Source organism: Mycobacterium sp. ACS1612, from assembly GCF_001667505.1.
GTDB lineage: Bacteria > Actinomycetota > Actinomycetes > Mycobacteriales > Mycobacteriaceae > Mycobacterium.
Window position 1 is genome coordinate 35,340 of record NZ_LZHZ01000037.1, and the last position, 22,914, is coordinate 58,253.

Annotated in this window: 22 protein-coding genes and 1 pseudogene; 5 read left to right on the forward strand and 18 right to left on the reverse strand. The window is 65.3% G+C overall.

Annotation, left to right across the window (positions count from 1 at the left end):
* The first annotated feature begins 11 nt into the window (after positions 1 to 11).
* Positions 12 to 1,547 carry an amino acid permease gene (locus tag A5724_RS16890; protein ID WP_067804142.1) on the forward strand — a complete coding sequence of 512 codons (1,536 nt, stop codon included), beginning with the start codon at positions 12 to 14 and terminating at the stop codon, positions 1,545 to 1,547.
* Positions 1,544 to 2,425, forward strand: coding sequence for a universal stress protein (locus A5724_RS16895; RefSeq protein ID WP_067804145.1), 882 nt, complete (start codon positions 1,544 to 1,546; stop codon positions 2,423 to 2,425). Before A5724_RS16890 ends, A5724_RS16895 begins: the two co-directional genes overlap by 4 nt.
* On the opposite strand, the gene A5724_RS16900 is transcribed toward A5724_RS16895, so the two are convergent.
* From A5724_RS16900 to A5724_RS16915, 4 genes are all read right to left on the reverse strand, one after another.
* A complete protein-coding gene (locus A5724_RS16900; RefSeq protein ID WP_197518691.1) occupies positions 2,422 to 3,276 on the reverse strand; it encodes a mycofactocin-coupled SDR family oxidoreductase in 855 nt (284 codons plus the stop codon). The two genes, A5724_RS16895 and A5724_RS16900, sit on opposite strands and share 4 nt — an antisense overlap.
* A 67-nt stretch (positions 3,277 to 3,343) precedes the next feature.
* Positions 3,344 to 4,585, reverse strand: coding sequence for an arginine deiminase (locus A5724_RS16905; protein WP_067804148.1), 1,242 nt, complete (start codon positions 4,583 to 4,585; stop codon positions 3,344 to 3,346).
* A gap of 24 nt (positions 4,586 to 4,609) precedes the next feature.
* Positions 4,610 to 6,052, reverse strand: a complete 1,443-nt coding sequence (locus A5724_RS16910; protein WP_067804150.1) for a basic amino acid/polyamine antiporter — start codon at positions 6,050 to 6,052, stop codon at positions 4,610 to 4,612.
* 74 nt (positions 6,053 to 6,126) lie between these two features.
* Complete coding sequence (locus tag A5724_RS16915) at positions 6,127 to 6,954, reverse strand: SHOCT domain-containing protein (protein WP_067804153.1); 828 nt, start codon at positions 6,952 to 6,954, stop codon at positions 6,127 to 6,129.
* A 133-nt stretch (positions 6,955 to 7,087) separates the two neighbouring features.
* On the opposite strand from A5724_RS16915, the pseudogene A5724_RS16920 reads away from it, so the two are divergent.
* Positions 7,088 to 8,218 (forward strand): annotated as a pseudogene (locus A5724_RS16920) (MFS transporter); the annotation flags it as partial.
* A 65-nt stretch (positions 8,219 to 8,283) separates the two neighbouring features.
* Here the strand turns inward: A5724_RS16920 and A5724_RS33180 are convergent.
* From A5724_RS33180 to A5724_RS16960, 8 genes are all read right to left on the reverse strand, one after another.
* Positions 8,284 to 9,216, reverse strand: coding sequence for a cutinase family protein (locus A5724_RS33180; protein WP_082965089.1), 933 nt, complete (start codon positions 9,214 to 9,216; stop codon positions 8,284 to 8,286).
* 366 nt (positions 9,217 to 9,582) lie between these two features.
* A complete protein-coding gene (gene tuf, locus A5724_RS16930; RefSeq protein ID WP_067804159.1) occupies positions 9,583 to 10,773 on the reverse strand; it encodes an elongation factor Tu in 1,191 nt (396 codons plus the stop codon).
* A gap of 88 nt (positions 10,774 to 10,861) precedes the next feature.
* Positions 10,862 to 12,967 (reverse strand): elongation factor G, encoded by a 2,106-nt coding sequence (gene fusA, locus A5724_RS16935; protein ID WP_082965090.1) that lies wholly within the window; start codon positions 12,965 to 12,967, stop codon positions 10,862 to 10,864.
* A 72-nt stretch (positions 12,968 to 13,039) separates the two neighbouring features.
* Entirely contained in the window at positions 13,040 to 13,510 is a 471-nt protein-coding gene (gene rpsG / locus A5724_RS16940) for a 30S ribosomal protein S7 (protein WP_066986953.1), read from the reverse strand.
* Entirely contained in the window at positions 13,510 to 13,884 is a 375-nt protein-coding gene (gene rpsL / locus A5724_RS16945; protein WP_007167812.1) for a 30S ribosomal protein S12, read from the reverse strand. Before rpsL ends, rpsG begins: the two co-directional genes overlap by 1 nt.
* A 380-nt stretch (positions 13,885 to 14,264) precedes the next feature.
* A complete protein-coding gene (locus A5724_RS16950; protein WP_067804162.1) occupies positions 14,265 to 14,852 on the reverse strand; it encodes a TetR/AcrR family transcriptional regulator in 588 nt (195 codons plus the stop codon).
* A 58-nt stretch (positions 14,853 to 14,910) separates the two neighbouring features.
* A complete protein-coding gene (locus tag A5724_RS16955) occupies positions 14,911 to 15,444 on the reverse strand; it encodes a DUF3558 domain-containing protein (RefSeq protein WP_067804588.1) in 534 nt (177 codons plus the stop codon).
* 2 nt (positions 15,445 to 15,446) lie between these two features.
* A complete protein-coding gene (locus A5724_RS16960) occupies positions 15,447 to 15,989 on the reverse strand; it encodes a DUF3558 domain-containing protein (RefSeq protein WP_067804165.1) in 543 nt (180 codons plus the stop codon).
* An 87-nt stretch (positions 15,990 to 16,076) separates the two neighbouring features.
* Between A5724_RS16960 and A5724_RS16965 the strand changes: the two genes are divergently transcribed.
* Both A5724_RS16965 and A5724_RS16970 read left to right on the forward strand, forming a co-directional pair.
* The gene (locus tag A5724_RS16965) at positions 16,077 to 16,454 is read left to right on the forward strand and encodes a DUF3060 domain-containing protein (RefSeq protein WP_067804167.1); all 378 of its coding nucleotides are present in this window, start codon (positions 16,077 to 16,079) and stop codon (positions 16,452 to 16,454) included.
* A 1-nt stretch (position 16,455) separates the two neighbouring features.
* Complete coding sequence (locus A5724_RS16970; RefSeq protein WP_067804169.1) at positions 16,456 to 16,860, forward strand: DUF3060 domain-containing protein; 405 nt, start codon at positions 16,456 to 16,458, stop codon at positions 16,858 to 16,860.
* Here the strand turns inward: A5724_RS16970 and A5724_RS16975 are convergent.
* The 6 genes from A5724_RS16975 to A5724_RS17000 all read right to left on the reverse strand — a co-directional run bounded on the left by A5724_RS16975 (position 16,857) and on the right by A5724_RS17000 (position 22,897).
* Positions 16,857 to 17,624 (reverse strand): crotonase/enoyl-CoA hydratase family protein, encoded by a 768-nt coding sequence (locus tag A5724_RS16975; RefSeq protein WP_369830644.1) that lies wholly within the window; start codon positions 17,622 to 17,624, stop codon positions 16,857 to 16,859. The genes A5724_RS16970 and A5724_RS16975 overlap by 4 nt on opposite strands.
* Positions 17,621 to 18,352 (reverse strand): PaaX family transcriptional regulator C-terminal domain-containing protein, encoded by a 732-nt coding sequence (locus A5724_RS16980; protein WP_067804171.1) that lies wholly within the window; start codon positions 18,350 to 18,352, stop codon positions 17,621 to 17,623. The genes A5724_RS16975 and A5724_RS16980 overlap by 4 nt, the downstream gene beginning before the upstream one ends.
* A gap of 4 nt (positions 18,353 to 18,356) precedes the next feature.
* On the reverse strand, positions 18,357 to 19,295 hold the full coding sequence (locus tag A5724_RS16985) for a crotonase/enoyl-CoA hydratase family protein (protein WP_067804175.1): 939 nt from the start codon (positions 19,293 to 19,295) through the stop codon (positions 18,357 to 18,359).
* 31 nt (positions 19,296 to 19,326) lie between these two features.
* The gene (locus tag A5724_RS16990; RefSeq protein WP_067804177.1) at positions 19,327 to 20,955 is read right to left on the reverse strand and encodes an acyl-CoA dehydrogenase family protein; all 1,629 of its coding nucleotides are present in this window, start codon (positions 20,953 to 20,955) and stop codon (positions 19,327 to 19,329) included.
* A 17-nt stretch (positions 20,956 to 20,972) separates the two neighbouring features.
* On the reverse strand, positions 20,973 to 22,067 hold the full coding sequence (locus A5724_RS16995) for a phosphatase PAP2 family protein (RefSeq protein WP_067804180.1): 1,095 nt from the start codon (positions 22,065 to 22,067) through the stop codon (positions 20,973 to 20,975).
* A gap of 77 nt (positions 22,068 to 22,144) precedes the next feature.
* Positions 22,145 to 22,897, reverse strand: a complete 753-nt coding sequence (locus tag A5724_RS17000) for a deoxyribonuclease IV (protein ID WP_067804593.1) — start codon at positions 22,895 to 22,897, stop codon at positions 22,145 to 22,147.
* Positions 22,898 to 22,914 lie beyond the last annotated feature (17 nt).

Here is a 22,914-nt window from a genome sequence, read left to right on the forward strand (position 1 = left end):
CAGGAGGCGCCATGACCGCTCCATCGTCAAGCTTCTCCGAACAACTGACGCGGCGCAGGCCCGTTGCCGGCGCCCCGGTCGCGCACGGCGCCTCCGATCACCTCAAGCGAAGTATCGGCACTTTTCAGCTGACGATGTTCGGCGTCGGCGCGACGGTGGGCACCGGCATCTTCTTCGTGCTGTCGGCGGCGGTGCCCGAAGCGGGCCCCGCCGTGCTCATCTCGTTCGTCATCGCGGCGATCGCCGCCGGTCTTTCGGCGCTCTGTTACGCCGAGATGGCCTCGTCGGTACCCGTGTCGGGGTCAACCTATTCGTACGCCTACACCACGCTCGGCGAGTTCGTCGCGATGGGCGTCGCGGCATGTCTGCTACTTGAATACGGCGTTTCGATCTCCGCGGTCGCGGTGGGTTGGAGCGGATACGTCAACAAGTTGATGGACAACCTGTTCGGCTGGCAGTTGCCGCAGGCGCTCACGGCGGCGCCGTGGGACTCCACCCCCGGCATCGTGAACCTGCCGGCCGTCCTGCTGATTTTCATGTGCGCGCTGCTGCTGATCCGCGGTGCCAGCGAGTCGGCCCTCGTCAACAGCATCATGGTGGTCATCAAGCTGGGCGTGCTTGCGATGTTCATCGTCATCGCGCTGACGGCCTTCAACGCCGACCACTTCCAGGGGTTCTGGGACAAGGGCTTCTCGGGCATCACCGCGGCGGCGAGCATGATCTTCTTCTCGTTCATTGGCCTTGACGCGGTCTCGACGGCAGGCGATGAAGTCAAGAATCCGCAGAAGACGATGCCGCGGGCCATCATCGCCGCGCTCATCGTCGTCACCAGCTTCTACATCCTGGTGGCGTTTGCAGGTCTCGGCACCCAGGACGCAGCGGAGTTCGGTTCGGACGAACAGTCCGAGGCCGGGCTGTCGGTCATCCTGGAGAACATCACCGGCGGCACCTGGGCCAGCACGATTCTGGCTGCGGGCGCTGTGATTTCGATCTTCTCTGTGACGCTTGTCGTGCTGTACGGGCAGACCAGGATCCTGTTCGCGATGGGTCGCGACGGACTGTTGCCCTCGATGTTCGCCAAGGTGAACCCGCGGACGATGACCCCGGTGAACAACACGATCATCGTCGCGGTCGTCACGGCGATCCTGGCCGGGTTCGTCCCGCTGAACTGGCTGTTGGACGCGGTGTCGATCGGCACCTTGGTCGCATTCAGCGTGGTGTCGATCGGCGTGATCATCCTGCGGAAACGCGAGCCGAATCTGGAGCGGCCGTTCAAGGTTCCCGGGTATCCGGTGACGCCGGTACTCGCCGTCGCCGCGTGCGTGTGGATCCTGTCTGGTCTGCGCTGGGAGACGTGGCTGGTATTCGGCGGCTGTGTGGGGGCCGTGCTGCTGTTCTACCTGGCCTGGGGCCGACACCACAGTGCGCTCAATGCCGGAGCCGCGGACGGCTACATTCCCACCGCGGTGCCCGGCGACGACGATGTCATGTTCGTCGATCATCCGGCAGATCACCATTTCGTCACCCCGCACAAGGATGAGCCGTGACCGTCGTCGTCGGCTACCTCGCGGGCAAGGGGGGCCGCGCACCACTGCACCTCGCCGTCGAGGCGGCCAGGGCGCTGAACACGACGCTGACCATCGTCACCGTCGTACCGCGACCGTGGATGATTCCGTCGCTGGCCCGCGTCGACGCCGAATTCTCCCAGTACGCAGAACAATTGGCGATGAATTCGGCGAAGCAGGCGGAGGAGTTCATCGGTGCGGTCGGCGGCGGTGTCGACGTCAACTACCACACGGTGGCGCACCGCTCCGCCTCTGGCGGGTTGATGGAGGCGGCGGCGGAACTCGCGCCGGAGTTGCTCGTGCTGGGCTCGGCGTCCGAGGGCAGGCTCGGCCAGGTGGTGATCGGATCGACGGCTGACAGCCTGTTGCACTCGTCGCCGGTGCCGATGGCCATCGCGCCTCGCGGTTACCGCGGCTCGAAATCCGGTGGGCTGACGCGGATCACCGCGGCGTATCCCGGCACCCCGGAGACACTGCACGTCGTGCAACGCGTAACGGCGCTGGCCGAGCGGCTCAACGTGCCGATGCGGGTGGTCACGTTCGCGGTTCGTGGCCGCACCATGTATCCGCCGGAGGTCGGGCTCAGCGCCGAGGACTCCATTCTCGAACAACTGGCGTCACATGCCCGGAAGACATTGGCGCAGTTGAAGACCGACGGTGTGGTCGGCGAGAACGTCGATTTGCAGGTGGTCACCGGCAACAATTGGGCCGACGCGCTGGACGCGGCGGACTGGCAGGACGGTGACCTGCTCGCGATCGGCACCTCGCCTGCGGGCGGCATCGCGCGGGTGTTCCTGGGTTCGCGGGGCTCGAAGATCCTGCGGCACAGCCCCGTCCCGGTGCTGGTGCTGCCGGGCTAGTACTTCATGGTGCCGCGGTCGACGGCGATCTGGCTACCGGAGATCGTCCTGGACCCGTCACCGGCCAACCACGCAACGACGTCGGACACCTCTTCGGCGGTCATGAATTCCTGCAGCCCCTTCTTCCCCTCGTGGTTCACCGGGTGGTAGGGCATCGGCGCGAAGCTGTGCAGGTATTGCGGATACTTGGCGAAGATCGCCATCATCGCGTCCTTCTCAACCATCGGTGTGTCGATCGAATACGGGTGGATCGAGTTGACGCGAATCCCGTACTCCCCGACTTCGATCGCCAGCGCGTTGGTCAGCGCCACCACCCCGTGCTTGGACGCGGAGTAGTGGCCGTTACCCGGCGTGGCCTTCAAACCCGCCGACGAACTGACGACGATGATCGACCCTCCGTTGCCCGCTTCGATCATCGCGGGCACCGCCGCCCGGATGGTCCGCCACGTGCCGTTGAGGTTGACGTCGATGACGGTGTCCCACTGCTCTTCGGACATCTCGAACATCCGGCCCCAGCTCAGCACGCCTGCGTTGGCGACGACGACATCGAGGCGGCCGAACTGTTCGACACCGTCGGCGACCACCTGCTGCAGGGCGGCCAGGTCGCGGATGTCGACCTCCCTGGCCAGCACCTTGCGGCCGGTGGCTTCCACCGCGGCCACCGTCTCGGCCAGTTCCTCCGAAGTGGCCAGCGGGTAGGTGATGGTCTCCGAGATCGGGCCGCAGACGTCGACCGCGATGATGTCGGCACCCTCGGTGGCCAGCCGAATCGCATGTGCCCGCCCCTGACCGCGCGCTGCCCCGGTGATGAATGCCACTCGCCCGTCCAGGCTGCCGTTCGAACCCGTCACCGCTGCTCCTTTCGTGAGCCTGCGGCCCAGGCTAACAGCAGAACTGGAACGTGTTCTAGTACGCCTGTCAGGCCGGGTCGCGGATCAGCGGACAGGTCATGCAGTGGCCGCCGCCGCGCCCACGGCCGAGTTCGGCGCCGACGATGGTGATCACCTCGATTCCGGCCCGGCGCAGCAGCGTGTTGGTGTGGGTGTTGCGGTCATAGGCGAACACCACGCCTGGTTCGACGGCGACCAGGTTGTTGCCGCTGTCCCACTGTTGTCGCTCCGAGTCGTAGGCGGTTCCGCCGGTCTCGACGACCCGCAGTTTGCCGACCCCGAGCGCGGCGGCCACCACTTCGACGAACGGTTTGGTCGCCTCTTCCACGTCAACGCTGATGTCGTTGTCGCTGGGATGCAGCACGAACGTCTGCAGCGCGTCAACGATGCCGGGATAGATGGTCACCACATCACGGTCGGCGAAGGTGAAGACGGTGTCCAGATGCATCGCCGCCCGAAGCTTCGGCATGCCCGCGACGATCACCTGAGTCGCGGCCTCCTCTGCGAACAGCCTCGACGCAACCTGTGTGATCGCCTGGCGCGATGTGCGTTCGCTCATCCCGATGATCACCACGCCGTTACCGGGCACCAGCACGTCGCCGCCCTCGAATGTGGCCATCCCCCACGACGTTTCGGGATCTCCCCACCAGACCTTGGAGCCGACGAAGTCGGGATGGAATTCGTAGATCGCCTTCATCAGCAACGTCTCGTCGTGGCGCGCAGGCCAGAACAGCGGGTTGAGCGTCAGGCCACCGTATATCCAGCAGGTGGTGTCGCGGGTGTACAGGGTGTTGGGCAGCGGCGGCATCAAATACTCTGTGACGCCGGTGCTTTCGCGGGCCAAAGCACGGTACCCGGATTGCAGTTCCTTGGGCAGGTCGCGGGTCGACATCCCGCCGATCAGCAACTCGGCCAGCTGCCGCGGCGCGAGTGAGTCCAGGTAGCCACGGGTGTCGTCGACCAGCCCGAGCCCCACCTCGTTGGGCACGATCTTGCGATCGAGCAGCCACGCCTTGGCGGCGGGATCCTGCATCGTCTCGGTCAGCACATCGTGCAGTTCGACGACCTCGACATCGCGCTCCCGCATCTTGTCGATGAAATCGAAGTGGTCGCGACGCGCGTTCTGCACCCACAGCACGTCGTCGAACAACAGATCGTCGCAATTGGTCGGGGTGAGCCGCTCGTGTGCCAGGCCGGGTGAGCACACCAGAACCTTGCGTAGCTTGCCGACTTCAGAGTGAACGCCATACGCGGCAGCCGCAGTCGTCACCTCGCTCCTTCCCGCGCCTAAGCGCTATATCTCGATCGCGCCGGTTGCCAAAGACACCACACCCGCCACCGCCCCGAGGACGATCACGCCGAACAGCACCGCCTCGATGGGGGTGAAGACTCGCAGACCGCGTTCTCGGCGCGCCTTGAAAAAGAGTGCGGCCGCGGGTGCATAGAGGATGCAGGACAGCAACAGCTTGTCGAAGCCCGCCGCGTAGAGCAGGAACAGCGTGTACGCCGTGGCCACGGCGGCAACGATCATGTCCGGCACCAGCGAGGATTTGTCACCGTAAGTCTCACGCGTGAGCGTCAACTTCAGCGCGTAGGCCGCGGCCAGGAAATACGGGATGAGGGATAGCGCTGCGGTCAGATCCAGCATGAAGTCGAGCGCGTCCGCGGCGAACAGCAGCGCCACCAACAACAGTGAAACCAGGCCCGAGGCCATGATGAGCGCGATCACCGGTGCGCCGTGACTGTTGGTACGCGCCAAAAATCGCGGCATGTCCTCGGACCTGGCGGGAATGTAGAGGATCTCGGCGGCCATCAGGGTCCATGCAAGATAGGCGCCCAACACCGAAACGATGACGCCGACGCGGATGAAGATCGACCCCCACGGCCCGACGATCGACTCCAATACCGATGCCATGGACGGCTGGCTGACCCCCGCCAATTGGCCCTGTGGCATCACGCCATACGACACCAACGTGACCATCGCGAAAACGGCGAGCACACTGAGAAATCCAATGACGGTCGCGCGCCCGACATCCTCACGTTTGCGCGCCATCCGCGAGTACACGGTCGCGCCTTCGATGCCCAGGAACACGAACACCGTGATCAACATGGTGCCGGTCGCCTGGTCGAATACGGACGCCGACGAGTAATCCTTGTCGCCCCAGAAGTTGTCCGCAAAGACGTCGGCCTTGAACGCGACGATCGCGATCACGATGAACACCAGTATCGGCACAACTTTGGCAATGGTGACGATGTAGTTGATCACCGCCGCGTCCCTGACCCCGCGCATGACGAGGAAGGCGAACAGCCACACCCCCACGGCCGACACCACGACCGCGAGCACGGTATCGCCTGCGCCGAAGCCCGGTATCAACGCGCTGAGCGTCGCGGTGATCAGCACCCAGTAGGAGGTGTTGCCTGCACACGCCGATGCCCAGAAGCCGATCGCCGAGTTGAAGCCCATGTAGTCGCCGAATCCCGCCTTGGCGTAGGCGAAGATGCCTGCATCCAGGTCCGGCTTGCGCATCGCCAACCGCTGAAAGACGAAGGCCAGCATCAACATTCCGGTGCCTGCGATGGTCCAGGCGATGATGGCGCCCAGCACGCCGGTTTCGGTGCCGAACCGGCGCGGCAGCAGAAAGACACCGGACCCGACCATCGAACCGACGACCATCGCGGTCAGTGTTGGCAGACTGACCTTTTCGGTTACCTTTTCAGGCTGCTCCGTTGCCGTCATGAATCGTCACCGCATTCGTTTGGCGTCGCACGAAGCCTAAGCGACTGCGGGTGAACCGCATTGCGGTTTGGACGTTAAAGGTCGGACAAGATCTGTTGACGCTTGGCGTTGTACTCGTCCTCGGAGATCGTGCCGGTGGCACGCAGCGTTTCCAGTTCCTGCAGGCGCTGCGCGGTGGTCGGTTCGGGCGGGGGGGCGTATGCGGGCGCCCCCGCCGGCGCCTGGGCCGCGGGGGCTTGCTGGGCCGCCGCGGCACGCCGGACAACGGCTTGCACCTGCGCGCGCGCCGACGGATTCGAGCGCAGATCGATCATGTTGTTGAGTCCGATCCCGTTCGCCTTCAGGATCTGCAGAATCTCCATCAACGGGCCCGCCTGCCCGCTGAGGTCGTAGGTCCGGTTGTCCTCGGCGATGGTGAAGTTCGCAGGCATCACACCGGCGACCAATGCGCTTCGCTCCCAATCGATTTGGTATTCGTTGGTGGTGGGATCGACAAGAGCCACCAACTTGCGACTGGTGATCATCGGCAACCGCGTGATCGAGGCGATCACCCGGTCCTGGGATGCGAACGGCGCGATGCCGGGGCCGGAGATCTGCAGGTCGATCTTCACCAACGGCTGTTCGTTGATGCGGGTTCCGGTTTCGTGGATGCCGACGACCTGGGCCAGCGCCAGCACGCCGTTCTGTTCGAGCGCCTGGGTCTTGGCCGCGGATTTTGCTCCGAAATTCGCCAGCGCCAACGCGATGAGCACGTCGGCGGCGGTGATCAGCAGGCCCACGAAGAACATCCACTTCAAATAGGTGCTCTGCCCCGTGGCGAAGTAGACCACCAGAAAGATGGGCCCGACGAGACCGCCACAGATGAGCACCATGATTTGGGCCTTGAGATATCGCGCCAACATCTGCCACGCTCCTGTCGTTTGCCAGCTACGCGTGTCAGATTAGCGCCAAACCGCCGGTTGTGAGCCGTATCGTCAGGCCGTGACCGCGACGGAAGAACCTGTGCGTTCCCGGTGGATCCTGGCGGGCGTGTCGATGGCACTGTTCTGCGTCCAACTCGACTACTTCGCCATGAATCTCGCGCTGCCGCGGATGGCGCTGGACCTCGACACCACCGCACCGGATCTGCAATGGGTGATCAGCGTGTACATGCTGGCCCTTGGCGCTTGCATGGTCCCCGCCGGACGCATCGGTGACATCTTTGGCCGCCGCCGCGCGTTGCTCGCGGGCATCGCGCTGTTCGGGCTGGCGTCGGCGCTGTGCGCGTTGGCCCCCACCGCCGCGCTCGTCATCGTCTTCCGTGCCCTGCAGGGCGTCGGCGCTGCACTGATCTTTCCGGTTTCGGTGAGTGTGCTGACGAACGCCTTTCCCTCCGTACGCGCCAGCCACGCGATCGGGTTGGCTTACGGCATAGCCGGTTTGGGCAATGCGGCGGGTCCTCTGGTCGGCGGACTGCTTACCGAGACTGTCGGCTGGCGGTGGATCTTCTGGCTGAACGTGCCACTGACGCTGGGCGTGCTGACAATCGGTGCGCGTTACGTCACGGAATCGTTCGACGAGTCCGTGCCGCGTCGCATCGATTTCGCGGGGCTGGCGCTGATCACCGTCGGAATCGGCTTGTTCACGTTGGCATTTGATCGCGCGCCGGCGTGGGGGTGGCTGTCGGGGCCAACCGCCGTCGCGTTTGGTTGTTCGATTGCTGTGCTCGTCGCGTTCGTCGTCGTCGAGACCCGCGTTCGGTGGCCGCTCGTCGACCTGTCGCTCATGCGCAACCCACGGTTCACCACGCTTGTCGTCGCGGGCGTCGTGGCGAACGTCGCCTACGGTGTGACGATTTTTCTGTCGACGATCTACCTGCAGCAGGTGCGCGGACTGGATCCGCTGACCGCGGGCCTGGCGTTCCTCGGGCCGTCCGCAGGAGCCGCGCTGGGCGGCGTGTTGGCCGGCCGGCTCGCCGCGAGCAGGCCGCCGGTGCTCGTGATGGGTGCCATGACCGTTGCCGCGGCAGTGTCTTTGGCGGCGCTGGCAGCGTCGAACGGTTGGGCGGTGTACCTGCCCGCGCTGACCGCGTGCGGGTTCACACTCGGCCTGGTCTATGCGTTCACGACGGTTGCGACCCAGGCGGTCGTCCGGCCTGAGCGGGCGGGCGAGGCCGCAGGCGTGACGCTCACCGCTTTGGTGACGCTGGCCGGGGTCGGCGTCGCGGTGTCGGGAACCGTGCTGGAAATGCTTCAGCGCGAAGGGATGTCACCGCCGGGCGCCGTCGACGCCATCGTGTTGGTGCTCGCGGCGCTGCTGCTGTCTGCCGGAGCGGTGGTGCTGTTCACGGCGCGAGTATCGATTTCGGAAGCCGAGGGCTGAGGGGCAGGCCCGAGCAGGAAATACAGCGGACCCGTCCAGTCCAGCTTCTGTGTCTGGCCCAGACCGTAGCTGGTGTGCACGGCGACCCGCCGCGCGTACGCCGGTGCGGAGTCGTCGGCGTCTTCGCTGTAGTCGCAGACGGCGTCGTTGAGATTGCAGACGCTGATGGTGCGGGCGCCCACCTCCGGTGTCAGCGGTGCCGGTGCGTGAGCGAGGATCGGCCAATCCTGCGCGACGCCCTTGCCACGCTCCGGGATACCGCTCGCGGTGCCGAGGTTAAGGGTCGGGTCATCCGGACGCCGGTCGCCGTCGGCGATCAGCAGCACCGCGGCCAGGTTCGGGCTCGCGCCAAGCGCCTGCAGGTTCCGGTGGACCACCATGGCGCCCTGTGAGTAGCCGGCGAGCACCACCTTCGAGGTCGGACACTGCGCGACGAAGGTCGCGTACTGATCGCCCAGCGCCTTCGCGCCCGCGTCGACGCTCCCCATGAAGCCGAGCCACTCCCCGACGCCACCGTCCTGGTCCGGCACCGGCACCGCCGGATATTCAACCGCCTCAGCGGTCATCGTCCGGCCGTCGTGCTGCAATTGCGAGGACAGATCGTTGAACGATTCGTCCACCACCCGGCCCATGCCGTTGTAGGCCGTCAGATCGGTGCCGGTGCGCTCGCCGGACCCGGCCGCGCCCATCCAGTGCACATCGGGGCACGCGGGATCAGCGGACGCAGTGGCGGTGGACAGACCGACGAATGCGGCGCCGGCCACCGCGGTGGCGCAGGCGACAGTGCTGAACTGACGAAACATGAACCCGACCCTTCTTCGGTCCCTACCAGGACCTCCGCGGAGTTCATCGCCACATTCGCCGCATCTGTTACACCGAGCGGCGCCGCGACGAAACGGGCTAAGAAGTGACGCCAGATCATGGCCAGGACGCAGGCGCTACGAGCCGTCTCAAATGTACTGTGAAGTGCAGACTTAGTGGCAATTGCCAATCAGGCAAATTAACAGACCGAGATAATTTCTTCGCGATCGAGACGAGAATCGTCGAACCTGTTGTTAACTCAGACGTCACCATCAGGGTGGCGCATCCGTCCTCGACAAGGCAATCGCGCATACGAAAGCGGCGCCCACCCGGAGGTGAGCGCCGCTTCGCGGTACTAGATCAGATCATCACTTGATGATCTTGGTGACCCGGCCTGCGCCGACGGTACGGCCGCCCTCGCGGATCGCGAAGCGCAGGCCCTCGTCCATGGCGACGGGCTGGATCAGCTTGACGGAAATGTCGGTGTTGTCACCGGGCATCACCATCTCGGTGCCCTCCGGCAGCGTCACCACACCGGTCACGTCGGTGGTGCGGAAGTAGAACTGCGGACGGTAGTTGTTGAAGAACGGCGTGTGCCGGCCACCCTCGTCCTTGGACAGGATGTAGACCTGACCCTCGAACTCGGTGTGCGGCGTGGTGGTGCCGGGCTTCACGACGACCTGACCGCGCTCGACGTCCTCACGCTTGATGCCGCGCAGCAGCAGACCGACGTTGTCACCGGCCTGACCCTGGTCGAGCAGCTTGCGGAACATCTCGACACCGGTGACCGTGGTCTTGGTGGTGTCGGGGCGGATGCCGACGATCTCGACTTCCTCGTTCACGTTGACGACGCCACGCTCCACACGACCGGTGACCACGGTGCCGCGGCCGGTGATCGTGAAGACGTCCTCGACGGGCATCAGGAATGGCTTGTCGGTCTCGCGCACCGGGTCCGGGATCGACTCGTCGACCGCGTCCATCAGCTCAACGATCGACTCGACCCACTTCTCGTCACCCTCGAGCGCCTTGAGCGCCGAGACCTTGATCACGGGGGCTTCCTCGTCGAACTCCTGGGCGGCCAGCAGCTCACGAACCTCGAGCTCGACGAGCTCGAGGAGCTCCTCGTCGTCGACCGCGTCGGCCTTGTTGAGGGCGACCAGGATGTAGGGCACACCGACCTGGCGGGCCAGCAGCACGTGCTCGCGGGTCTGCGGCATCGGGCCATCGGTCGCGGCGACTACCAGGATCGCGCCGTCCATCTGGGCGGCACCGGTGATCATGTTCTTGATGTAGTCGGCGTGACCGGGGGCGTCGACGTGCGCGTAGTGACGCTTCTCGGTCTGGTACTCCACGTGGGAGATGTTGATCGTGATGCCGCGCTGACGCTCTTCAGGCGCATTGTCGATCTGGTCGAATGCGCGCGACTCGTTCAAATCGGGGTACTTGTCGTGCAGAACCTTGGTGATTGCTGCGGTCAGCGTCGTCTTGCCGTGGTCAACGTGACCAATGGTCCCGATGTTGACGTGCGGCTTCGTCCGCTCGAACTTCGCCTTCGCCACTGTGTTGTCCTCCTGGACTGTGTTGGTGCTTGTTGTAAAGCAGTGTTGATCTTTGCAGTTGTGTGGTCCCGCCAGAACGGCGGGTCAGTTACTGACCCGTCGCCTTGGCGATGATTTCCTTCGACACGTTGGCCGGAACCTCGGCGTACGAGTCGAACACCATGGAGTAGTTCGCCCGGCCCTGGGTCTTCGACCGAAGGTCTCCGACGTAGCCGAACATCTCCGACAGCGGCACATGCGCCTTGACGACGCGTGCACCTGCCCGCTCCTCCATGGCCTGGATCTGACCACGGCGGGAGTTCAAATCGCCGATCACATCGCCCATGTAGTCCTCGGGCGTGGTGACCTCAACGGCCATGATCGGCTCCAGAATCACCGGTTGTGCTTGCTGCGCAGCCTTTTTCAGCACCTGCGAGCCGGCGACCTTGAATGCCATTTCCGACGAGTCGACCTCGTGGTAGGCACCGTCGAGCAGCGTCACCTTCAGGTTCACCAGTGGATAGCCGGCGAGCACGCCGTACTGCATGGCGTCCTGCGCACCGGCATCCACCGACGGGATGTACTCACGCGGGATGCGGCCACCGGTGACCTTGTTCTCGAACTCGTAGGTGGCCCCGTCCTCGCCGGTGAACGGCTCGAGGTTGATGATGACCTTCGCGAACTGACCGGAGCCACCCGTCTGCTTCTTGTGGGTGTACTCGACGTTCTGCACCGGCCGCTTGATGGTTTCCCGGTAGGCGACCTGCGGCTTGCCGACGTTGGCCTCGACCTTGAACTCGCGCTTCATCCGGTCCACCAGGATGTCCAGGTGAAGCTCGCCCATGCCGCCGATGACGGTCTGGCCGGTCTCCTGATCGAGGTGCACCTTGAAGGTGGGGTCCTCTTCGGCCAGCTTCTGAATCGCGGTGCCCAGCTTCTCCTGGTCGCTCTTGGTCTTCGGCTCGATGGCCACCTCGATGACGGGATCGGGGAAGGTCATCGACTCCAGCACGACCTGCTGATTCGGATCCGACAGGGTGTCGCCGGTGGTGGTGTCCTTCAGGCCGATCACCGCGTAGATGTGCCCCGCGGAGGCCCGTTCGACGGGGTTCTCCTTGTTGGAGTGCATCTGGAACAGCTTGCCCAGCCGCTCCTTCTTGCCCTTGGTCGCGTTGATGACCTGAGAGCCCGAGTCGACCGTGCCCGAGTACACCCGGATGTAGGTCAGCTTGCCGAAGAACGGGTGAGTGGCGATCTTGAACGCCAGCGCCGCGAACGGCTCGTCGGTGGTCGCGTGGCGCACCACCTCGTCGTCTTCCTTGCCCGGCAGATGGCCGGTGGCTGCCGGCACGTCCAGCGGCGACGGCAGGTAGTCGACAACCGCGTCGAGCATCGGCTGCACGCCCTTGTTCTTGAACGCGCTGCCGCACAGGACGGGGTAGATCTCGGAGGAGATCGTCAGCTTGCGGATCGCGCCCTTGATCTCCTCGACCGAAAGCTCTTCTCCGCCGAGGTACTTTTCCAGCAGCGCCTCGTCGGTCTCGGCGACTGTCTCGAGCAGCTTGGTGCGGTACTCGTCGGCCTTCTCAGCCAGATCGGCCGGAATCTCGATGGTCTCGTAGGTCTCACCGAGCTTGGTCTCGCCACGCCACACCTTGGCGTTCATCTCGACCAGGTCGACGATGCCCTCGAAGTCGCCCTCGGCGCCGATGGGCAACTGGATCGGAATCGCGTTGGCGCCAAGGCGTTCCTCCATGGTGCGCACGGAGAAGTAGAAGTCGGCGCCGATCTTGTCCATCTTGTTGACGAAGCAGATGCGCGGCACGTCGTACTTGTCGGCCTGGCGCCAAACCTGCTCGGACTGCGGCTCCACACCCTCTTTGCCGTCGAACACGGCAACGGCACCGTCGAGCACGCGCAGGTTGCGCTCCACCTCGACGGTGAAGTCCACGTGTCCGGGCGTGTCAATGATGTTGAGCTGGTTGTCTTTCCAGAACGTCGTCGTCGCAGCGGAGGTGATGGTGATACCACGCTCCTGCTCCTGTTCCATCCAGTCCATGGTGGCGGCGCCGTCATGAACCTCACCGATCTTGTACGTGATACCGGTGTAGTAGAGGATGCGTTCGGTCGTCGTGGTCTTGCCGGCATCGATGTGGGCCATGATGCCGAAGTTGCGGACCTTGCTCAGGTCGGTAAGCACGTCCTTCTGTGCCACAGAAGTCTTCTCTTTCGCTTGATTTTTGCTGTTGTCTTTACGCCCGGCGCAGCACTGCCCCGGGCGACTGAATCACCAGCGGTAGTGCGCGAAGGCGCGGTTTGCCTCGGCCATCTTGTGGGTGTCCTCACGCCGCTTGACGGAGGCGCCCAGGCCGTTGCTGGCGTCGAGGATCTCGTTCGCCAGGCGCTCGACCATGGTCTTCTCGCGACGCTGCCGCGAGAAGCTGACCAGCCAACGCAGGGCCAGCGTGGTGGAACGGTCGGCGCGCACCTCGACGGGAACCTGGTAGGTCGCACCACCGACGCGGCGGCTGCGGACCTCGAGGGCCGGCTTGACATTGTCGAGAGCGCGCTTCAAGGTGACCACCGGATCAGTGCCGGTCTTGTCCCGAGCCTGTTCGAGCGCACCATAAACAATGCGTTCAGCCAGCGATTTCTTCCCTTGCAGGAGAACTTTGTTGACCAGTTGGGTGACCAACTGCGACCCGTAGACCGGATCGTTGACCAACGGACGCTTGGGTGCGGGGCCCTTGCGCGGCATCAGCTCTTCTCCTTCTTGGCGCCATAGCGGCTGCGGGCTTGCTTACGGTTCTTCACACCCTGGGTGTCGAGCGAACCGCGGATGATCTTGTACCGCACACCCGGCAGGTCCTTCACACGACCGCCACGCACCAGCACCATCGAGTGCTCCTGCAGGTTGTGGCCTTCACCGGGGATGTAGGCGGTGACCTCAACCTGGCTGGTCAGCTTGACGCGCGCGACCTTGCGAAGCGCCGAGTTCGGCTTCTTCGGGGTGGTGGTGTACACGCGAGTGCACACTCCGCGACGCTGCGGGCTGCCCTTGAGGGCCGCGGTCTTCACCTTGGCGATCTTGTCGCGGCGACCCTTGCGGACCAGCTGCTGAATGGTTGGCATCTACCGGCTTTCTGTGTTGCTTCTTCTTTTTTTAAGTCTCTGTACTGCAGTTATGACCCATTCGCGTACCCCGCGATCGGGTGTGTCGCATGCGCCCGCCGCTAGATTTTCACTAGGCTTCGTGGACACGCGAATTGGCCCGGCGTGCAGGCATGCCTGTGATTTTCACGTCGACAAGCGCCTTATCTGCCAGGCACGATCGTCCACAATACCAGGGCTGGCGCAGCGCTCCAAACCTGCGCTAGGTGGCCTAACCGCAGGTCAGACCCTAGCTGAAGCTACCCGCTCTTCGCGCAAGCGCTCTTCGCGCAAGCGCTCATCGGTGCTGTCTGCTCTTCGCGCAAGCGCTCATCGGTGCTGTCTGCTCTTCGCGCAAGCGCTCATCGCCGCTCCATGCCGGCCGCCAGCCTCATCACCATGTCGGTGAAGACGGCGTCCGCGTCGATCCCGGTCATCGCGCCGGTCATCTCCAACAGCACGAAACCGTGCATGGCCGACCAGAACTCGAGGGCAGCGTAGAACGCCGCCTCGCCGTCCAGGCCGTAGGACGCCAGCACCGAGATGACCGGGGCGGCAGCCGCCCTCGTCGCGTCGGTGAACTCCGGATCGTCGCCGCCGAGCGGCATCCGGGTGAACGCCGAGTAGCGGCCGGGATGGTGGTGGGCGTAGCTGCGGTATGCACTGGCCATCACCATCACCGCGTCGTCGCGGGTGCGGCCCTGGCCGACGGTGTTGAGCATCTCGATGATGTCGCCGACCACCCGCATCCGCACGCTGCGGCGCAGATCCTCCAGGCTCTGGACGTGGTTGTACAGCGACGGGCCCTTGGTGCCCAACTGGGTGGCCAGCGCGTTGATGGTCAACGCGTCCCAGCCTTCCCGGTCGAGGAACGTCAGCGCGGCGTTGACGATGGAGTCGCGGCTGAGTCGGGCGGGGCGTCGGCCGCTTGCTGACTGCGGAGCTGCCATGCCGCCCTCCTTCCGTCGAACTGATCAGGGAAAACTAACACCTCTAGTTTCCCAGGCATCAGTTGACGCGCTCTTGACTGAGCGCGGCGAGTTGCCCCGTGATCGCACAGAGATCGGGCAGCATCGCCGGATTCATCGTCTGGATCGACCACGTGATGACGTCGGTGCCCTTGGCCACGTAGATGCTGCAAGCGTTGGCGTCGTAGGCCTTGAAACCCTTCTTGCCGTCGATGGACAACTCGGTGAGGGTGCGGCCCGCCTGCTGTTCCAGCGTCCGTTCGGTGTCCATGTCGCTGCCGCGATACCACCACGTCGAGATGCCCATGCCCTGGCCGAAGGTGCCGAGGACGGTGTTTTCCTGCCAGAAGCACCCGGCGTCGCTGACGACCGCCTTGGTGAACATCGACGAGCCGACGGCCTTGATGACGTCGGCATCGGTGACGCCATTGCAGTCGGCGCTGCGGAATCCGCCGGCGTTTGGCGGCGCCGAGGCCGCGGTGGTCGGCGCGGGTTGATCCGCCGGACCGCAGCCCACCGCGAACGCCGCAACGGCAACCGCAACGCACGCCACGACGGGGCTTTTGGCCACCATGATCACAGGTCCGACTGCAGGGTGGCGGTGAGCAGTTTCTCGGCGTCGGGGCACGGGTCGCCGTTGCGTTGGCCGCGCAACTGCACCCACCAACTGAGCACCCCGGTGCCTGCGGCCGCGGTGGCCGAGCAGGCGGCGCCGGTGGTGTCGCGACGCGCAAGGAAGGCCTGATGACGTTCGACGATCTTGTCGGTGATGTTGGCGCCGCGCTCGGCCGCGAGCGCGCGCTCGCGGTCGAGGCTGCCCGTCTCGTACCACGAGAAGGTGACGTCCACCAAGGCCGATCCGCGCGAGAGCACGTACTGGCACACCGCACCGCTGTAGGGCCGGACGATGTGGTCGGCGCCCATCGTCTGCTGGATCGAGCCGTCGACCAACAGGCCGCACCGGTCGTTGACATAGCCGTAGCTGCGATCGGGATCGGGCACACCCGCTTGCGCCTTAAGCGGCTTTCCGTCGACGGTCTGAGCACACCCTGCAACGGTCACCACCGTGGTGACCGCGGCAGCGGCCACCGCGGAAAAATAACGGGCACGCCAACGCATCGGTGCTCACGCTAACCCAGCACTGTCGCCGAAGCGACTCATGCGAACCTCTGTCCCGAGCGCCGATGCCCGTCGTAGGCTCCCTGCATGACATCGAAGGCTGTGGGTCGGACGCTGGCGGCATGCGCGCTCGCAATCCCGGTCGCGCTCGGCCTCGGGGCGCCTGCGGCGCAAGCGGCCAACGGCGATACCCACGTCACCGGGCAGGGCATCAACCAGACCATCGACTGCAACCAGTCGACGCTGTTCGTCAACGGCACCGGCAACACGATCTATGCGGTGGGCAGCTGCTGGGCGGTGACGTTGCAAGGATCTTCGAACGTCGTGATCGCCGACAACATCGTCGACAACGTCATCGTGTACGGCAACGACCAGAGCGTGTATTACAAGAGCGGGGATCCGGTGGTGTGGGACCGCGGCCGCGAACTGGGCATGGTCAATCGCATCGACAGGGTCGCCGCCTGAGATGCGCGTAGCGCCCGCCATCGCCTGCTGCGCAGTCGCCGTGTCGTCGTTCGGGTTGGTCGCCTGCGGGTCGGAAAGCAAGGACACCAACTCCCCGACGGCGACCGCGGGATCGTCCGGCGCGCAGATCGAGATCGGCAACACCATCAACTACGGATCGTTCGGGACGACCGGCGAGCTGGACTGCGCCGACGGGAAGTCGCTCAACGTCGGCGGCTCGAATAACACGCTGACGGTCAAAGGCACCTGCGCCAACGTGAACATCGGCGGCGCGGACAACAAGATCACCTTCGAGAAGGTCGACAAGGAACTGTCCGTCGTCGGCCTCAACAACACCGTCACCTACTCCAACGGGGACCCGAAGATCAACGACACCGGGTCGAACAACAAGATCAGCAAGGGCTAGACGGTTGCGCCATGGCGGCCTGCGCCGCCAGCGAATCGCGCTGCGCCCGCCAGTGATTCGGCCGCCACACGCGAGATGCTGGCGAATTCGAAGTCCATCGCGTCGGCTTCGGAGCGTCCCCACTGGTTCAGCGCAGACAGCCGATCGGATCGCATGCACTGCTGGGGCAGCTTCGCCAACTCGGCCGCCAATTCCTCGGCGCGTTGCCGCGCTTGGCCTTTCGGCACGACACGGTTGGCCAGCCCCATGGCCAGCGCTTCAGCGGCGTCGACGGGGCGGCCGGTGAGCATCATGTCCATCGCCCGGCTGTGGCCGACGATCCGCGGCAGTCGCACCGTGCCGCCGTCGATCAGCGGCACCCCCCACCGCCGGCAGAAGACGCCGAACACCGCGTCCTCTTCGACCACCCGCATATCGCACCAGATCGCCAATTCCAGTCCACCGGCGACCGCGTAGCCGCTGACCGCGGCGATCACCGGCTTGGACAGCGCCATCCTGCTCGGGCCCATCGGACCGGGTCCGCTGCGGTGCACCGGGTTGGCCTCGGGTGTGCCCATCGCCTTGAGATCGGCTCCGGCACAGAATGTTCCGTTATCACCCCACAGCACGGCGACGGACGCCGAATCGTCCTTGTCGAATTCGTCGAATGCGGCGTACAACTCTGCTGCCGCAGCACCGTTGACGGCGTTACGCGCCTCCGGTCGGTTCATGATGACCGTCGTCACCGGCCCATTGCGTTCGATGCGCACGCCACCACTCGTCACGTTGCCTCCATCAGTTCGACACCATCGCGCCGCGCGACCAGTTCGGCGGCGAAGTCCGTATATGCCTTGCGCAGCGCGTCGCCCGGCCAATCGTCGGGCAGCAGTTCGTCGGGCAGCACCGGGTCCGTCAGCAGGTGGCGCACCATACCTGCGGCAGCGACGAACCGGCCGGGAACATCGGCGGCCGTTATCATTTCGTCGAGAAGCTCACGGCCGACCCGCATCCAGTTCGGCAGATCCCACAGCTGGGCGGCCAGCTCGTCGGGCGCGTCGTCGCGGGACTGCAGCACCCGCACCCGATCGCGCACATCTTGCCCCAGCTCGATGTCCAGGTTGTCCGGCCGAAGCCAGACCCCTTCGCGCAGTTCAGCGAACCGCTTGTCCTGCAGGGTGGTTCGTAGCGCTGCGCGGGTCCTGGCGTCGATGCCGATGCTGGTGATCACCAGGGTGGTCCAGATGCCGTCCCACTTGCGCTTGCGCGGATTGATCGCGTCGTCCTGGCGGCGTTGCCGAGCCAGCAGGCGGTCCGAGAGCCGGTAACCGTCTTCGGAGCGGACCAGATCACCGGCGCTCACCATCCTGGTCAACGCGACCCGCACCGTCGGCTCGCGGATATCGAAATCGGCTGTCAGTTTGATCAAATCGCTCGCGGTCGCCCAGGCCGGGTGAGCGCCGAGCAGCACGCTCAGCACCACCGATCGGGCCGTCATCCGCGACAGGGTGGGCATGTCCTCAGACTCCCGACGCCTTCCGGCCGTAGTCACCGAACGGCTCATCGCGCTGGCGGACCGCCTCCCTGAAGCCGTGTTCGCGGGACTGCGCGACGAACGCATGCCCCTCGGGGGTGTGCCGGGCGATGCCGTCGAAGACGGTGGAGATCATCGCGCTGTTGGCGGTGCCCTGGTTGTACAGCGCGGAGTTCATCGCGAGTTTGACCATGATGAGCTGGTTCACCGGGACTGCCGCGATGCGTTCGACCAGTCGCTCGCTGCGCTCGTCAAGGTCCTCGGGATCCGGCGCCTCGACCGCGAGTCCCCACTCGGCGGCCTGTGTGCCGGTGATGCAATCACCGGTCAGCAGAAGGCGTTTGGCTCGCTGATCGCCGAGCCGATGCGCCCACATACCTGCCGCGGGCACGCCCCAGACCCGGGTCGGCGGATAGCCGATCTTGGCGTCGGCCGCCGCGATGACCTGGTCGGCGTGCAACGCGATGTCCGTACCGCCGGCGACGCAGTAACCGTGAATCTTCACCACTGTCGGCTTGTCGGCGTGCATCAGGCTGGAGAATCCGCGGACGAACCGGCTCATCATCTGGTAGTCGATCATCGGGTCCCACGGCTGATCGGGCAGATGGTTGATCGCCTGCGTCTTACCGGAGAGCACAGTGTTCTGGTACGGGCTGCCGCCGCCCGCCGACGACGACCCCTCCGCATACGCCGACAGGTCGAAGCCGGCGCAAAAGCCCTCTCCCCGACCGGAAACCAGGATCACGTGCACTGCCGGGTCGAGGTCGGCGCGCTCGACGAGCGCCGACAACTCCAGCGGCGTGTCCGCGACGATCGCGTTGCCCTTCTCGGGGCGGTTGAACGTGATGCGGGCGACGCGATCGGTGACCTCATAGGTCATCGTCTTCAAGTTGTCGAAGTCCACCGGCCTGATCGCGTGTGTCATGCGCAATCCGCCTTCGCTTCTCGCTTGCAAGTCATCCTTTGACCATTGCACGTTCGAGGATCGGTGCCAGATCCAGCCCCGTCGGCATGGTCCCGAACGCGCCACCCCACACACCTCCCATGCGGGTGGCAAGGAACGCTTCCGCGACGGCGGGGTGGCCGTGGCGCACGAGCAATGAACCCTGCAGGGCCAGGCAGATGTCCTCGGCTATCTTGCGGGCGCGGTACTGGATGGTCTCCAGGTCCTCCAGTGCGGGCCGCAGCGCCGCGACGTGGGCGTCCAGCCGCGGGTCCTGGCCTGCGGTCCTACCGAGTTCGTCGAACAACACGTCGACGCATTCCGGACGAGTTGCCATGGCGCGCAACGTGTCCAGCGCGCTGACGTTGCCGGAACCCTCCCAGATGCCCATCAGCGGCGCCTCGCGGTACAGCCGGGGCATCCCGGACTCCTCGACGTAGCCGTTGCCACCGAGGCATTCCATCGCTTCGCCTGCGTGCGGGGTGGCGCGCTTGCACACCCAGTACTTGCTGGCCGCAAGGCCGATGCGACGCAGCAGCGTTTCGCGTTCGTCGCCGCGCACCGCGGCGTCGGTGGCGCCCGCCATCCGCATCGCGACGATGGTGGCGGCCTCGGCCTCGACCGCGAGGTCGGCCAGCACGTTGCGCATCAGCGGCTGGTCAATCAGATACTGCCCGAACGCCTTTCGATGTTGGGCGTGGTGAATGGCGCGGGTCAGCCCGCTGCGCATGCTGGTGGCGCTGCCCAGTGTGCAGTCGAGCCGGGTGAGGTTGACCATCTCGATGATGGTCGGCACGCCGCGACCCTCCTCGCCGACCAACCATGCGGTGGCACCGTCGTATTCGACCTCACTGGAGGCGTTGGCGTGGTTGCCGAGTTTGTCCTTGAGCCGCTGCAGGAACATCCGGTTGCGGCTGCCGTCGGGCAGGATGCGCGGCAGGAAGAAGCAGGACAGTCCGCCGGGCGCTTGGGCCAGGACCAGGAAGATGTCGCACATCGGCGCCGACGTGAACCACTTGTGCCCGCGCAGCGAGTAGCTGCCGTCGTTGTTCGGCGTGGCCTGCGTTGTGCCTGCGCGGACGTCGGATCCGCCCTGCTTCTCGGTCATCGACATGCCCGCGGTGATGCCCACCTTGGTGGTCGGCACCTTCAGCTCGGGGTCGTATTCGCGGCTGGTGAGCAGCGGTTCGTAGATCGCCGCGAGCTCGGCGTTGTGGCGCAGTGCGGGCACGACGGCGTACGTCATCGAAATCGGGCAGACGTGGCCGGGTTCAGGCGTCCACGCCGACATCTTGGCGGCACGCACGACGTGAGCGCCCGGCCGGTCGTCGGCCCACGGCGCGGCATGCAGGCCATGGCCGATGGCCGCCCGCATGAGTTCGTGGTAGGCGGGGTCGAACTCGACCTCGTCGACGCGATAGCCGTAGCGGTCATGGGTGTGCAGGATGGGCTGGTTGCGGTCGGCCAACTCACCCCAGCGCACCGCCTGCTTACTGCCCGACAGCGCTCCGAGTTCAGTGACCTCGTCGAGCCCCCATTCGCCGCCTTCGCGGATCAGCGCCTCGGTCAGGACCGGTGAGGTTGCGGGGTTGTAGTTCTCCAGGGTCGGGACCTGGTTGGTGACGACGTGCGTATCCGGCATGCCTTCATATTACAGTTTTACGACAGCTGCTCAAGAGTTGTAACATCGGCAGTCGATTTCGCAGGCTGCCTGCGCCGGGAGTCGTACCACCGCAGGGCGCTCATCACGACCGCGGCGAGCAGCCAGCCGAGCAGGATGTCGACGACGTAGTGCTCGGCGGTGTAGACCAGCGTGAACGCCATCACCAGCACGTAAGCCACCAGCAGCGGCCGCCATTTGCGTGAGACCCGTGTCCACAGGAACGCGGCGATCGCGGCGGTCAGGCCGGCATGCAGCGACGGGATGGCCGCCACCAGGTTGACGCTGGCCTGACCTTGGTCGATCAACGCGCTCGCCGTTTGGAGGTTGAGCTTGCCCCAGCCCCTGCCGACGATCCGCTCGACCCAGTCGTTGGCACCGTTTTGCGTCGTGTGCATCGCGCCAAGCAGGCCGCCGTCGGGCACGCCGCGGGGTGACCGGAACATGCATCGCGGGCCTGCGGGACCGCCTTCGACGTCGGCGGCCGTGCACCTGGCTGCGGCCCATGGCGGTGCGGCGGGCAGCAGCGCGTAGATGAGCAGCGCCGTGAACGACAGCCCGACGAACAATCGGACGAACGCCTTCCACTCGTCTCGATCGCGCAGCCACAGCGCGGCGGCGACGATGTAGGGAAGGATGAAGAACGACATGTAGACGGTGCTGATCACGATTTCCCACCAGGGCGGGAACGGTTGTTTCAGATGCTCCTGCAGCCACACCGTCGGGACCGTGCCGAAGAACAGCCTGCGATCCGCGTCGACCTGCCAATGCCACAGCGTCGGCCGCCCGATCAGCGTCGCCGCTCCCCTGCTCAGGTCATACGCGACGAGCACCAGCGCGAACGGCAGCCAGTCGCGAATGACGTACAGCATGCGACGGCCCTGACCAATGCTGGCGGCCAGCAGGCCGGTGCAGATGTACACCAGCAGCAGTTCGCGGTTGAACGCGAAACCCGTTGTGATTGTCCGATAGACGACGACGGCAGCCCAAATCGCGACGGCGATGCGGCGGACGATGGTCAATCGGCGGTTGCGCGTACGGTCCGCTTCCTGGGGGCGGACCAAGGCAATAGGCGAGTCATCGACTGCCGACACTCAATTCAGCGTAGTTCACCGAGGAGTTACCGCAGGTTCGGTGACCGTTCGGTTATCGAACCGTGCCTTCGGCCGGACTACCCCAGGTGTTCGCGCAGATAGGCGATGTCGTCCTTGCGGCCTTCGTCTGCGGTTTCGCAGATCACCGGCGCGTCGGCGGCCTTGACGACGGCGACCAGCAGTTCGGGATCGATCTGCCCGGTGCCGAAGTTGGCATGCCGGTCGGCGCCCGAGCCCGCGGCGTCGCGGGAGTCATTGCAGTGCACCAGGTCGATGCGGCCGGTAATACTCATGATCCGCTCGACCGCGTCGATGAGCTTTTCGCCTGCGGCCCAGGCGTGGCAGGTGTCGAGGCAGAAGCCGATGCCCTTGTCACCGATGTGGTCCCACAACCGGGCGATGGTGTCGAAATGCCTGGCCATCGCGTGGTCGCCGCCCGCGGTGTTCTCCAGATACACCGGCACGTCAGTCTCGAGGTAGTCCAGCGCCTTGCGCCAACGCTCGAAGCCCGCGTCCCAGTCGTTGTCGTCGGCGTGTCCGCCGTGCACGATCACCGCGGTGGCGTTGATCTCGGCCGCCGCATCGCAAGTGTCCTGCAGGATCTTGCGCGACGGGATGCGCACCCGGTTGTTGGCCGACGCAACGTTGATCAGGTACGGCGCATGCACGTACAGCGGCATGCCGGCCGCCTTCAGGACTGCGGCGTCCTCCCGGGGCTTCGGCTTCTTCCAGCTCTGCGGGTTGCCGAGGAAGAACTGCACCACATCGGCACCGTCGGCCGCGGCGTCGGCCAGGGGGTCGTCTCCGTGCACATGCGAACCGATCAACACGTGGTCGAGTCTAGGCG

Bases quoted from the DNA above. Each gene is read 5' to 3' on its own strand.
- A5724_RS16890 (WP_067804142.1), top strand. From the start codon at position 12: ATGACCGCTCCATCGTCAAGCTTCTCCGAACAACTGACGCGGCGCAGG.
- A5724_RS16910 (WP_067804150.1), bottom strand. From the start codon at position 6,052: ATGACGGCAACGGAGCAGCCTGAAAAGGTAACCGAAAAGGTCAGTCTG.
- A5724_RS16915 (WP_067804153.1), bottom strand. From the start codon at position 6,954: ATGTTGGCGCGATATCTCAAGGCCCAAATCATGGTGCTCATCTGTGGC.
- A5724_RS33180 (WP_082965089.1), bottom strand. From the start codon at position 9,216: ATGTTTCGTCAGTTCAGCACTGTCGCCTGCGCCACCGCGGTGGCCGGC.
- rpsG (WP_066986953.1), bottom strand. From the start codon at position 13,510: ATGCCGCGCAAGGGCCCCGCACCCAAGCGTCCGTTGGTCAACGATCCG.
- rpsL (WP_007167812.1), bottom strand. From the start codon at position 13,884: ATGCCAACCATTCAGCAGCTGGTCCGCAAGGGTCGCCGCGACAAGATC.
- A5724_RS16950 (WP_067804162.1), bottom strand. From the start codon at position 14,852: ATGGCAGCTCCGCAGTCAGCAAGCGGCCGACGCCCCGCCCGACTCAGC.
- A5724_RS16955 (WP_067804588.1), bottom strand. From the start codon at position 15,444: ATGGTGGCCAAAAGCCCCGTCGTGGCGTGCGTTGCGGTTGCCGTTGCG.
- A5724_RS16960 (WP_067804165.1), bottom strand. From the start codon at position 15,989: ATGCGTTGGCGTGCCCGTTATTTTTCCGCGGTGGCCGCTGCCGCGGTC.
- A5724_RS16965 (WP_067804167.1), top strand. From the start codon at position 16,077: ATGACATCGAAGGCTGTGGGTCGGACGCTGGCGGCATGCGCGCTCGCA.
- A5724_RS16970 (WP_067804169.1), top strand. From the start codon at position 16,456: ATGCGCGTAGCGCCCGCCATCGCCTGCTGCGCAGTCGCCGTGTCGTCG.
- A5724_RS16980 (WP_067804171.1), bottom strand. From the start codon at position 18,352: ATGCCCACCCTGTCGCGGATGACGGCCCGATCGGTGGTGCTGAGCGTG.
- A5724_RS16985 (WP_067804175.1), bottom strand. From the start codon at position 19,295: ATGACACACGCGATCAGGCCGGTGGACTTCGACAACTTGAAGACGATG.
- A5724_RS16990 (WP_067804177.1), bottom strand. From the start codon at position 20,955: ATGCCGGATACGCACGTCGTCACCAACCAGGTCCCGACCCTGGAGAAC.